The 12,506-nt window shown below is 35.2% G+C and carries 14 protein-coding genes and 1 pseudogene; 1 reads left to right on the plus strand and 14 read right to left on the minus strand.

The window, feature by feature from the left end:
* Window positions 1-258: 258 nt before the first annotated feature.
* Together HMPREF1863_RS02960 and HMPREF1863_RS02965 are read right to left on the minus strand one after the other, a co-directional pair.
* A complete protein-coding gene (locus HMPREF1863_RS02960) occupies window positions 259-489 on the minus strand; it encodes a helix-turn-helix domain-containing protein (RefSeq protein WP_000857133.1) in 231 nt (76 codons plus the stop codon).
* A complete protein-coding gene (locus tag HMPREF1863_RS02965) occupies window positions 486-908 on the minus strand; it encodes a sigma-70 family RNA polymerase sigma factor (protein ID WP_000804885.1) in 423 nt (140 codons plus the stop codon). Before HMPREF1863_RS02965 ends, HMPREF1863_RS02960 begins: the two co-directional genes overlap by 4 nt.
* 504 nt (window positions 909-1,412) lie before the next feature.
* Here HMPREF1863_RS02965 and HMPREF1863_RS02970 point away from each other — a divergent pair.
* Window positions 1,413-1,766: a helix-turn-helix transcriptional regulator gene (locus tag HMPREF1863_RS02970; protein ID WP_001227347.1), complete on the plus strand. Its 354-nt coding sequence runs from the start codon at window positions 1,413-1,415 to the stop codon at window positions 1,764-1,766.
* A 59-nt stretch (window positions 1,767-1,825) separates the two neighbouring features.
* Here HMPREF1863_RS02970 and HMPREF1863_RS08840 read toward each other — a convergent pair whose 3' ends face one another.
* From HMPREF1863_RS08840 to HMPREF1863_RS03010, 12 genes and pseudogenes are all read right to left on the minus strand, one after another.
* A complete protein-coding gene (locus HMPREF1863_RS08840) occupies window positions 1,826-1,993 on the minus strand; it encodes a cysteine-rich KTR domain-containing protein (protein WP_032459511.1) in 168 nt (55 codons plus the stop codon).
* Window positions 1,994-2,111: 118 nt separating this feature from the next.
* Window positions 2,112-4,031 carry a tetracycline resistance ribosomal protection protein Tet(M) gene (gene tet(M) / locus HMPREF1863_RS02975; protein WP_000691736.1) on the minus strand — a complete coding sequence of 640 codons (1,920 nt, stop codon included), beginning with the start codon at window positions 4,029-4,031 and terminating at the stop codon, window positions 2,112-2,114.
* Between the two features lie 15 nt (window positions 4,032-4,046).
* Window positions 4,047-4,133 (minus strand): tetracycline resistance determinant leader peptide, encoded by an 87-nt coding sequence (locus HMPREF1863_RS08845; protein ID WP_011058339.1) that lies wholly within the window; start codon window positions 4,131-4,133, stop codon window positions 4,047-4,049.
* A gap of 394 nt (window positions 4,134-4,527) precedes the next feature.
* Window positions 4,528-4,791 (minus strand): hypothetical protein, encoded by a 264-nt coding sequence (locus HMPREF1863_RS09305; protein WP_007894970.1) that lies wholly within the window; start codon window positions 4,789-4,791, stop codon window positions 4,528-4,530.
* 37 nt (window positions 4,792-4,828) lie between these two features.
* Complete coding sequence (locus HMPREF1863_RS02985; protein WP_019117173.1) at window positions 4,829-5,347, minus strand: ClbS/DfsB family four-helix bundle protein; 519 nt, start codon at window positions 5,345-5,347, stop codon at window positions 4,829-4,831.
* 62 nt (window positions 5,348-5,409) lie between these two features.
* Window positions 5,410-5,529: pseudogene (locus HMPREF1863_RS09430) on the minus strand (conjugal transfer protein); the annotation flags it as partial.
* 73 nt (window positions 5,530-5,602) lie between these two features.
* Window positions 5,603-5,821, minus strand: coding sequence for a helix-turn-helix domain-containing protein (locus HMPREF1863_RS02990; RefSeq protein WP_004830100.1), 219 nt, complete (start codon window positions 5,819-5,821; stop codon window positions 5,603-5,605).
* Between the two features lie 117 nt (window positions 5,822-5,938).
* Complete coding sequence (locus tag HMPREF1863_RS08860) at window positions 5,939-6,097, minus strand: Maff2 family mobile element protein (RefSeq protein WP_083508490.1); 159 nt, start codon at window positions 6,095-6,097, stop codon at window positions 5,939-5,941.
* Between the two features lie 11 nt (window positions 6,098-6,108).
* A complete protein-coding gene (locus tag HMPREF1863_RS02995) occupies window positions 6,109-6,354 on the minus strand; it encodes a hypothetical protein (RefSeq protein ID WP_068367236.1) in 246 nt (81 codons plus the stop codon).
* Window positions 6,335-8,254 carry a VirD4-like conjugal transfer protein, CD1115 family gene (locus HMPREF1863_RS03000; protein ID WP_068367240.1) on the minus strand — a complete coding sequence of 640 codons (1,920 nt, stop codon included), beginning with the start codon at window positions 8,252-8,254 and terminating at the stop codon, window positions 6,335-6,337. Before HMPREF1863_RS03000 ends, HMPREF1863_RS02995 begins: the two co-directional genes overlap by 20 nt.
* A gap of 58 nt (window positions 8,255-8,312) precedes the next feature.
* A complete protein-coding gene (locus HMPREF1863_RS03005; RefSeq protein WP_068367242.1) occupies window positions 8,313-11,945 on the minus strand; it encodes a stalk domain-containing protein in 3,633 nt (1,210 codons plus the stop codon).
* Between the two features lie 56 nt (window positions 11,946-12,001).
* A complete protein-coding gene (locus HMPREF1863_RS03010) occupies window positions 12,002-12,499 on the minus strand; it encodes a hypothetical protein (RefSeq protein WP_068367244.1) in 498 nt (165 codons plus the stop codon).
* Window positions 12,500-12,506 lie beyond the last annotated feature (7 nt).

Genomic DNA, 12,506 nt, shown 5'->3' on the forward strand with positions numbered 1-12,506 from the left:
AATCCTGCTAAAGATTGCTTCTCGGATCACTAACATGAATCGCTCGCTATCTTTATAAGATAGGTCATGGCGGTTAGTTCCGTTGGCTCTTTTCTTATCGAAACGTATTCGATTACTTTTATTCAGTTTTCAAAGAACAATGGCTCGTTAGCCTATCAAAACACATTGAAAGCTCAATATGCTTTGGTGGAATAACAAACCTCCCTGTTCGGGAAGCGTGGAATGGTTTAGCACGCTTCCACGAAAGGAGAGAGGATATTACTTAATTTCAAATGACAAAATCTTTGTAATCAGTCTGGTTTCCATTCTTCCACGTAAGACTTCATCAACGACCATACTTTGATTGCCATATTCATCTTTCATAAGTCGTAGGGAACGCTTCGTTATGTACCCTCTGTAATGATGTAGAATCTGGTTAATCGCTTCGGTATCGCCATCTGTTGCCTTTACAATGAGAGGAAAGGGAATCATAGGATATTGTGTTTTCATTCTTCAAATTCCTCCATAAACTTTTTAATTAAGGCTAGTCCACTGGTTCTATGCCGATAGACAGTAGAACGGTTCAATTTCAACAGGTCTGCAATTTCTGAATCGCTCATGTCCATAAAGTAAAACAGCAGTAGAATTTCACGTTTCTTGTCTGGCAACTCACGTAATGCTTCACTCAACAAATCATTTTCAACGCCTACTGATAACCCATTGAGTGTAAAAATCTGAAAGTCAGTTGAATAGTTATCTGTTGTCGCAAACTGGCTAACAAGATAATCGCCAACATCCGAAAAGGACACCTCACGCTTTGCAATCCTTGAAAGATAAAGCATATAATTCTTTCGCTCGTCTTCCATAGCACGTTTACAGATATAGTCAAACTGATTTTCTATTGTGGTCTGAAAAGAAGATGGTTTCATGTTTCTCACCCCCTTTCTGTCTAGGAAAGGAAGTGAGCCTTGCTCGTTTATCTCCTTTCACTCTTAGTCCCAATGTGAAAGGGGGATTTGTTGCATTACTGATAAATAAACTTTGTAAAAAAGTTCTGAATAGCCAAAAAAGCATATAAACAGATTTATTTCTCTGTTTACATGCTTCTGTTATTCTATCTATATGATTTATAAAACCACATTGGTGGACGTACTTATCTATTGCAGATAGACGACTTTTTTTGACAAGAACCCAATGTAAGGAAATTTATTGTATATGATGTACTTCATGGCGACGTTGACCTCCAACAAACCGCCATTTGGAAGTAATATACAATATTTTAACAGCGTAAATAGCACTACCATATAACGGTTTTTTTTATTGGCGTTTAGTAGTGCTTTTTATTAAATATAAACCTATAAACCATATAACACGTTTTTCTATACCTGTTTTTAATTCAGTAGGAACAATAAAATGTATAGAGGTGGTCTACTATGCGTAAAAAAGAAGATAAATATGATTTTAGAGCCTTTGGTTTAGCCATTAAAGAAGCTCGATTGAAACGAGGTTTAACTCGTGAACAAGTGGGAGCATTGATTGAAATTGACCCACGGTACTTAACTAATATTGAAAATAAAGGGCAACACCCCAGCATACAAGTTCTTTATGACCTTGTATCGTTACTTCATGTTTCCGTTGATGAATTTTTCTTACCTGCTAATAACTTGGTAAAAAGCACCCGACGATTACAGATAGAGAAATACATGGATAGCTTTACAGACAAAGAACTATCCTTAATGGAATCTTTAGCCAGCGGTATCAACGAAGCAAGAAACATCGAAGACTAATTAAAAGAATCCATACATAACGGAAAGAGCCGATAAAATGAGATTGTATTAATCTCATTTTATCGGCTCTGCGTCTTTGCGTCTGGCTCTGTAATCACAGTTACTTTGAACTGCTTTATTTCAATTAAATTTTCTTGTCTGCATTTCGGACAATAGAGGAGGAATTTTTTTAATTCAGTATCTTCCCTTATCTTTAATCGTGTTTTATTTCCACATACAGGACACAATATCCACTTGTAGTTTATAATAACTATCTCCTCCTTTACACTTTAATTCAAATCTTTATTAAAAAATATTTCATCTTATTTAACAAGAAACCATATTTATATAACAACATAAAATACACTAAGTTATTTTATTGAACATATATCGTACTTTATCTATCCGACTATTTGGACGACGGGGCTGGCAAACAGGTTCACCGGTAGTAACATGGTACCCTTTTAACTCTGTTAAACAAACACTACGTCCATTTGTAAAGAAAGTTAAATCACTACGATATTCTTGAATACACCGAGCAGGGATTTCTCCACTAAGAATGACCTCATTATTTTTCAATTGAGTGTCTACGATGTTCGCACAATATTTAGGAGCATCGTTGTATGCTCGTGAAAGATATTCCTGTGGCGCATAAATTTTAAAACTAAGATATGGCTCTAACAATTCTGTTCCAGCTTTTTTTAAGACTTGTTCCAATACAATAGGAGCAAGCATCCGAAAATCTGCTGGAGTACTAACAGGGCTATAGTATAAACCGTACTTAAAACAGATTTTACAATCCGTCACATTCCAACCATATAATCCTTGTTCGCAACCATAGCGTATCCCTTCCATAACTGCATTTTGAAATGATTGATTTAAGTATCCAAGAGAAACCGAGCTCTCATACTGCATTCCACTTCCCAACGGAAGCGGTGATACAGATAAACCAATGGAAGCCCAGAAAGGATTTGGCGGCACTTCGATGTGAATGGTATATTCTGCATTTTTTAACGGTCTCTCCATATAAATGACTGTAGGCTCTTTTAGTTCTATCTCCACATGATACTTTTCTTGCAACAGTGCACTAATCACTTCCATTTGTACTTTCCCTAAGAAAGAAAGTATAATTTCATGTGTCGTAGAATCCACGTAATATCGTAGAAGCGGATCACTATCTGAGATTTCCAAAAGGGCATCAAGCAACATTTCTCTCTGTTCAGGTTTACTCGGTTCAACAGTTGTTTGTAGTAGAGGGTGCGGATTTTCAATCTTTTTTCTCTGTGGCAATAGTTTTGTATCTCCAAGAACACTATTTAACTTCAAAAACTCATTTTGCAAAATAACAATTTCTCCAGAATAAGCTCTATCAATCTTACATAATTCACCATTTATTGAAGTATACATTTCTGTAACTTTTATTTTTTCTTTTTCTGATACTCTAACCGAATCTCGTAAATGTAGTACTCCACTATAAAGGCGTATATATGCAAGACGTTGTCTTTTTTTTGTATATTCAATTTTGAAAACATTTCCGCAAAGTTCAGACGGACCTCGATGTGTTGATGAATAAAATTTATTAGTAATAACTTCTATAAGGTTATCAATCCCTATATTACTTTTTGCACTTCCATGATAAAGAGGGAACAGAGAACAATTCTGAAATCTTATGCTTTCCTCTTGTTCGAGTTCCAATGCTTCTAATGATTTACCGGACATATATTTCTCTAAAAGGTCATCGTTTCCCTCTATTACCGTATCCCATTGTTCAGATTCGGTAAAGTTCGTCACACACATATTAGGATACAGTTCTACCTTCTGTTTGATTACAATTTCGGCAGAAAGTTTCTCTTTAATATCCTGATAAACCGTTGATAAATCAATTCCATTTTGGTCAATCTTATTGATAAAAAAGATTGTGGGAATCCCCATTTTCCTAAGTGCATGAAATAATATACGAGTTTGTGCTTGTACGCCATCTTTTGCAGAAATCAGTAGAATTGCCCCATCTAAAACTGATAATGAACGATATACTTCTGCTAAGAAATCCATATGTCCTGGCGTGTCTATGATGTTCACCTTCGTATTTTCCCACTGAAAAGAGGTTATTCCTGTCTGAATTGTAATTCCTCTCTGACGTTCTAAAAGCGTATTATCCGTCCTCGTTGTACCTTTGTCCACGCTTCCTAATTCTGTAATCGCTCCACTGTTATATAATAAGCTTTCTGTTAAGGTAGTTTTTCCTGCATCAACATGAGCTAAAACTCCAATATTAATAATTTTCATGTGATTTTCCTCCATTCAAAAACCCAAAAGGGCATAAAAATCCCAGTGATAAATACTTTTATCACTGGGATTTTTATGCATAACCATAGGTATACAAAGCATACAGATATTCTCTGGATACTTTAGAATCACATGATAAAGGTATTCTTAAACTGGGTACAAAAAACTAAGCCCTCCTAAAAAAGGACATCTAATTATTTGTTCCCGCTATCAAATTGACAGTTTATTTAAGAATACCTTGCCGCATATTTATTAACTCCTTTTAAATAGTCACTTAAATAATAGCACGTAAGAGCATATTTGTAAAGGAATCTCCAATTTATCTATTTCATTATTTTCATAACACTTGAACATGACTTGCTTCTTCACAATTAAGTGATTCCTTCAAATCTTTAAAATACAGTTTTTGTTGGTTTCTTAAATATAGTCCTACAAAAGGTTTAAATGTAAATTTTTTAGAAATAATATTTTCTGTAAAATCTAATGTTGTTTTATCTCAATTCGAATAAAATTTTCCTATCCAAGTTCCTTTTATATTTGCGTTTTCAATTTCAAAAGACCAGCATTGATGTTTCATACATTCTATAACTTTAAAATTTGTTTCTATCCCATCTTTTGTAATCTCTACAAAATTCTTATCATCAATAATTTTGATATCTTTGATATCACTTCTCCAACCAAAATCACGAAGGTCAGTAACTTTATCCCATACTTTTTCTATTGGGCAATTTAATGTAACTTTGATATTTGCAACTGCCATAAAATCCTCCTAAGTAAACTTATTTATACTTTTCTATCTATAGAACTAATTTCTTCCATTTCCTAATCTTAGTCCTAAATGTTCCAAATGGCGCTACTGTATTTACATGAATAAATTTATATACTTCCCAAGTAGCAGTTTTGGTTGCTTCATCTGCCCATTTTCTCATATGTGGTTTAAATAATTCTTCATCTGTTAATTCATCTATCATAAGATAAATTTTTTTTACATTTTCTGTTAGTTGTTCTTTTAGTTCATATAGAGATTTATGGGCATAGTTCTCTGTAAACCATTGATATAATTCTCCAAGTTGATTCCACTTGAATTTATCTGATGGTGTTTTTACTTCAAGTCCTTTTTTCTCATCTTCTTCCCATTTCAATACTAAAGCTGTCCAACCTACTTGATAGGCAAGATTTTCTGCTGGTGTCCTATCAACTTCGTCTACTCTTTTATCTTTTAATTCTTCTGGGATATTATCAAACTCTGAAATATATTTTGCAAAAGTTTTTTTAATCTCATTTTTTAATTCTTCCTTACTTTCATAAGACCTCATATGCCTACCTCCATGGTTTGTATATAGATATTTTGCCAAAAATAATTATATCTTAATATTTAATCATAATCTTCCAGTAACTTGTAATTCTTATGTTTTGTGATATCAAATTTATCAGATAGTAAAAGTCTTACTACTCTTATCTGGTATATACACGTGCCTCCATCCATTACTGTTATTTCAATAAAATTTTAGATAACTTTATTAAGATTTTCTTTGATTCCTTATAAATCAAGTTTAAAGAACTATAAGAATTTAAATCTCTTGTTCAAATTCATCTTCAAAACTAATAATATCATTAGGAGTGCAAGATAGAGCCTTACATATTCTTTCTAAATTCTTAAATGTAATTGGTTTATCCTTGCCCATTTGTGCCATAACATTTGTTGTAAGCCCTGCCATAGCTATTACATCAGTTTTCTTTAAACCTTTTTTTGCTAACTGTATCCATAATGGTTTATAGTTAAGTGCCATAATATCCCTCTTTTTATGTTCATTAGATTTATTTAATTATAGCATAAATATTGATTTCATTCAATCTTACATTGATTTAGTGATTTATTTTAGAGAATTTGTTGTGTTATTCCGTCCTTATTTTGCCATAAATTGCTTAATACCTTGAGATTTTGCACCAGGGTTATCATTACCATAACCTTCCATAAGGTTAATGATTCCCCACGCACCAAGACCTGCACCTAAGGCTGTTACAAGTGTTTGTAATGTGGATACTGCACTACTAAAAAATCCCATAATATCCTCCTTTAGTTTTCACATTCGAAATAAATATCGCACTCTTCACATTCTTCATCTTCTAATTCATCCATTAATCGCTCCCAGTCCCTTTCATAGAGTTTTACCTCTACTGAAGTATCTGCCGAGCGTTGAATAAATCTCTGTAATTTATTCAGAGCTAAAAAACCGATAGCACCTGTCGTTGCAATAGTAGAGAATGCTACTACACCTACCGCAACACCAAATGAAAATTTTTCACGCCGTTTCTTTTTCATTATTACCTTCTTCTATTTTTAATTTTTCTGTATATTTACTCATGACCTGTTCCGGAATCGTCGTTTTTAGCTTTAAATAGTCCATACTTCTTCGGAACAGATATTTTTCAATATCGAAAGCATATTTATCGTTATAATCAGATATTTGCTTGTAACGTTTATGGCTTAAAAGATCGTACTTTTCACTTAAAAACGGTCTAGCACCTCGAATCTGAAGTATGCACTTTCCACCGTCCATTACAGCTACCTCGTCCTGAGTCATTAAAGAACGACCGGTCTTTTGATAAGACATACCATAAGTTTTTTCCCTACCTCTATTTTCAGAGTCATTAAATAAGTCTATTGTTTCCTTACCTAGTAACTCTTCCATCTCTTTAGAGGTTGTTTTTTCCTTCCCACCGAGAAATAGAGTAGTATCACAGTTCCCTATAATGGTATCTGCTTTCTCTTTATAGAGGTCTTTTAGTTGTGATTGAGTCTGAAGAATAACACTTGCTGAAATTCTCCTTGAGCGTATCGTAGCAATTAATTTTTCGAAATTAGGTATTTGTCCAATATTCGCAAACTCATCCAATAAGCATCTAACGTGTACAGGAAGTTTCCCACCAAACTCATCATCTGCACGTTCACACAATAAATTGAAGAGTTGAGAATAAAGCATTGCCACAACAAAATTAAACGTCGTGTCTGTGTCGGAAACTATAATAAAAAGAGCAGTTTTACGGTCACCAATTCTATCTAGTTCAAGGTCGTCGTAAGACATAATTTCTTTCAGTTCATCCATATCAAATGGAGCTAGTCGTGCACCGCAAGAAATTAATATAGATTTAGCCGTTTTCCCGGCTGCTAATTTGTATTTTTTATATTGACGTACCGCAAAACAGTCTTTTTTCCGACTCTCAAGTTCTTCGAACATAACGTCGACGATATTTTTATAACTCTCGTCTTCTTCACTAACATGGGAATTATCGATCATATCTACCAATGTTCCAAAGTGTCGATCTTTTTCTTCAAGTTCAAAAACGATGTAGGCGATTAACGCACAGTAGAGTAGACGCTCCGCTTTCACCCAAAAGTCATCTCCTGAGTGATTGCCTTCACCTTTTGTATTGACCATTAATGTGTTAACAAGCTTTAAAATATCTTTTTCTGTTTTCACATAAGCAAAGGGATTATAGTGCATCGACTTTTTAAAGTTGATCGTATTAAACACTTTTATTTGATAAGCCTCACGCACTAATTTTTCTTTGCCATTTTTATCTTTCTTTTTCACTTTTTTGCCATGCTCAAGCATTTTTCCAGTTTCGGTTAAAAGACTTCCTTTCGGGTCTGTTATAACGTAAGAACTATGCTGCTGCATAATATTAGGCTTTACATAAAATCGTGTCTTACCTGAACCGGAGCCACCAATTACGAGCACGTTTTTATTTCTCTCGTATTTCTTTTTATTAGACGGCATTCTTTCTTCCATCGTAAGCGACTCTGTTTTAGTCAAGATAATATTATCATCCGGCTCTTTACTGTTAATATAAGGCTTAATATCTTTATGATCTGCCCATTTTGCAGAGCCATATTCTTCCCCTTTTCTAAACTTTTTGGCATTTTGAGCTTTCTGCCATGCAATCACTCGAATGAGCGCACTTGCTGCCAAGGCATAAAGTGTAAATTTACCTAAGGGTATAATTGGTATTTCCGTTTTAAAGCACATTGACAGATTTTTAAACGCAAACCCAAAAGAAACAACCTCTACTAAATAGAAGAATCGATTAAAGAAAATAAAAAATAATATATAGGGGAAAGTTAACGCTATAAGCGTTTTTTTATTAACTTCTTTCAGATCCTGTATCTTTGAATCAATGTAGTCCTGAATGTCCTTTAAAATTTGATTGATAATATCCATAATAGCCCTTTTTGAGTAAAAGAATAGGAAGAGGGAGTATCCCCCTTCCCATCAAGTACTATCTTGCAATGTGAACGGTAACCGTTCTATTATCTTTGTTCCACTCAATATCTTGATTGATTCCGTCTTCTGTGTTGCCGTTAGTTACATCAAAGACTCTCGAAATATCCGTTAGTGGTACAAAGATTCTATCTTGTACAATTTCAGGTTTTGCAGAGAGATCTACAGACTTTCCACCGACTTTAATCGTCTTACCTTCGTCGATATTAATTTTCGCTTCAATACCATCCTTGGTGAAGGTAGCTGTTCTTGTTCCATGATTCCAATCGACGTCTGCTCCTAGCACATTTGCTACATAACGTAGAGGTAACATGGTTCTGCTATTGCGAATAAAGGGACTAACATCCATTTTGTAGATTTTAGTATCTTTGTTCGTTGCTTGTGCATACTTGTTCGAGTCAATCATGAAGACATATTTTAATGCAGTGTATTCTTTATCGTTGCTAATGGTTTCCTCTTCGAGGAGAGTTCCACCAATGGCTTTTTCTACCTTGTCAATAAAGTCTTTCAAAGATTTGACATTTTTTCCGAGTAAGCCGTTAATATGCTTGTCATCGAAGATAAAGTTTTCATAAGGTTTCAAGGCTTCTTTCAAGTCCTTGATAGCTTGTTTTACTTCATCGTCCTTAGCATCTTTTTTAGCGAAAATATCTTTAGCCTTCTTAATTGCTTCATCGAGCTCTTTATTTTCTTTTTCACTCAGACGTTTGCGATCAACCTTATCCGCTCTTTCGAGTTCTTTTTTCAGTTCTTTTTTGAGTTCAGATAGTTTTGAATCGGGATCTGCTTTTGCCTCTTCTCGAAGTTTGGATAGCTCTTTATCTTTTTCAGCATTTGCTTCTTTTTCAGCTTTCAAGCTTTCTTGAAGTTTCTTAACTTCATCAGCTAGTTTCGCATTATCAGCTTTGGCTTGTGCTAATGCGTCTTCAGCTTTCTTTAAAGCATCTGTGTCGCCGGCTTTTCCGTCGATTAAGTCCTTAATCTTTGCTTCAAGGTCTCTTACATTGTCTTCCAACTTTTTAGCATTGCCTTCGAGTTCTTCAATCTTGGCTTCTTTGTCGGCGAGTTCTTTTGCTAAAGCATCTTTTTCTTTGTTCAGAGCGTCCTTTGCATCGTTATTATCTTTGATCGCTTTTTCTAATTCTGCGATCTTACCGGTATCTCGATCGCCCTTGGCTTTTTCTTCAGCAAGTTGTTTTTCAAGATCTTTGCCTTTAGCATCCTTGTCGACAATTTGATCATTCAGTTCTGCGATCTTATTAGCAAGTTCTTTCTTGAGATTATCCAGTTCAGACTTAGAGTCTAATAGATTTTTATTAGCATCTGCTAAATCCTTCTTCATTTCATCAAGCTTGGCTTGCAGTTCTTTAATAAGCTCGGACTGGCTACCAACTTTATCGTTGAGTTTTCCAATTTCAGCTTCCTTATCGGCAATTGCTTTTTCAAGTTCAGCGATCTTATTGGCATCTTGCTCAGCCTTTGCTTTTTCAGCTGCAAGTTGATCTTTTAGATCAGCAAGTTCTTGATCTTTAGTTTTAACTTGTTCTTCTAGCTCTTTAATCTTGGCATTTAATTCATCTTGCAGTGCCTTCAGATCATCGGCAAGCTTTTTATTTTCCGCTTTCGCCTTATCTAATTGCTCTTGTAGATCTTTCATGGTTTCTGCATCAATAGCTTTCCCATCTACTAAATCTTTTACTTTTTGTTCAAGATCTTTTACATCGCCTTCTAGTTTTTCAGCATTCGCTTCAAGTTCTGCAATCTTAGCTTCTTTGTCGGCGAGTTCTTTTGCTAAAGCATCTTTTTCTTTATTTAAAGCGTCTTTTGCATCGTTGTTATCTTTGATCGCTTTTTCAAGTTCAGCAATCTTCGTTGCGTCTTGATCGCCTTTCGCTTTTTCATCGGCAAGTTGTTTTTCTAGGTCTTTGCCCTTAGCATCTTTGTCAGCAATTTGATCATTCAGGTCAGAGATCTTAGCTTCTAATTCTTTCTTTAGATTTTCTAAATCTGCTTTAGATTTAGCAAGTTCCTTATTTGCATCTTCTAAGTTGCCTTTTAACTCATTGAGTTTATCTTGAAGTTGCTTAATGACTTCATCGAGATCTCCAATTTGCTTATTGAGCTTGTCGATTTCGTCTTTCTTATCCGCAATTGCTTTTTCAAGTTCGGCAATCTTATTGGCATCTTGTTCGGCTTTGGCTTTTTCGGCAGCAAGTTGTTCTTCTAGATTATCAAGCTCACCTTTTTTAGCTTTTAATTGATCTTCAAGACTCTTAATTTCAGCGTTTAAATCCTTAACTTTTACAGTAACAGCTTGACCATCTTCACTAACTGCAATGTCTTCGGTAGAGACAAGTTCATAGCCGAATAATTCAGGAATTTCAGTTAATTTGATCGTGCTTCCGGATTCGGCAGTCATTTCTTTCGTCGCAACCGTCTTGCCGGACTCGTCAACGTAGTTCAAGACAACTTTCACGACATTTTCTTTTACGTTAACCGTTACGCCATAGTCTTTGCTTAATTCTTTAAATTCGACAGGAACATCTACCTCTTTAGTCGTTTGATCTTTAAATGTGATTTTTGCTTTCGCATTTTTTGTTTCTGCCGGTAAGGTTACAGTAATAGCTCCCGTTTGTTTTCCAACTTTACTGGTATCGACGCTAGTCTTTTCGACGATTTTGACGCCTTCTTTAGGATTAGTAACCGCTTGAGTTAAGTCAGCCTTTTCACCAGGTTTTACTGTTAATTCCTTAATTTCAGGAGTGTAGGCAGTGCGCTCAGGCTTCGACATAACATCAACTGTAGCACCTTCAGGTAGATTTTCGATGGCACCCTTAATATCGTCGTCCTTATTAGAGGGAGATGTGGAGACTTCAGGATTATATTCCTCTTTTACTCCCTTGTACACATACCAATATCCGTCTTTTTCACCATCGTTAGGATAGGTACCTTGGGGGGCAGTTACATCTTCGATATAACTACCTTTTTCTGTCTTTGAAGCAGCTTTAATTGTGTTGTAAGCTTCACCGGTGATTCTAAAGTGAGGATTATCCTCATAAGGACCATAAACTTCTAGATTTACATTCTTCACAGCTTTAACTTGGCTAGCATCTACAATCAAAGTGCCTTTCATACTAACCGTAGGTTCAAACCAAGTCTTGTCCATGTTTAGCGTGTATTCTGAACGACTTGCTACCGAATATAGGGGACCTGCAATATTAGTAGAGCTGTTATTTTCAACATAATTTTGATATGCTCCACTTAATTTTACCAAGCCTCCAGGTAATGCGGTCGCATTTTGATATCCTTCCACTTTAATGCCTGGGCGACCTTCACCTTGACCACTAAGTCCGCGATAAAAACCATAGTCATTTGTAAAGTTATAGAATCCCGATGTGATGGGAATACCATTTGTTTTTCCTGACAATTCAACTTCTTCAGAAGTAGATTTTGTTAATTGATACTTGCCCCATATAAACTGTTTCGGTTGAGTTTGTCTGATTCCTGCACTATTTTCAACATTTGTACCAAGATTAGCTGCTTCTGCAAAACTTTGAATCGGCATACTCGGTGCAAGCATTAATCCTGCCAGTGCTAGACTAAGGGCTTTCTTTCGTGTGATTTTTTTCATTATTTCCTCCTTGGATAGTAACTAAATATTTATATTAAAAGGCTTACGCCTGAATATTAGTTTCGATCCATTCCTCGGTCTTTTTGTTTTAACTTATCTTCTTTGTTTACTGCCTTTTCTCGTAAATTATCACGAATTTCTTTTGCAGCATTATAGCGTTCTTCATAAGGTTTCCTGTCCCCTTCACGCTCTCGTTTTGCTTCTAAACCCTGATACGTTCTTTTAAGAACCTGATCAACTTGTTTAGTGTCTTTGGCGTGAAAGTACAGTCGAAATTTTTCATCATCGATAGGTGCAACGGCAAATTGAATACCTTCTTTATCACAGGCTTTTACTAATTCTTCTTGCAAATCAGTTGAAATAACCTGCTCTTGATCAAGTTGACCATTCATTTGCTGTCGTTCCTCCCAAAGCTTCATGTCATCATACGAGGCTTTCTGTACTAGCGATGAATCGATATTTGTAAATAGTTTTTTTGATAAATCAAGGAAAAACATTACTTTTCTTCTATCGTGTACACTATCAGCTATGCCTTCTTGGATGCCCATTCCCATGAGTAAG

It is taken from the genome of Aedoeadaptatus coxii, assembly GCF_001553115.1.
GTDB classification, from domain to species: domain Bacteria; phylum Bacillota; class Clostridia; order Tissierellales; family Peptoniphilaceae; genus Aedoeadaptatus; species Aedoeadaptatus coxii.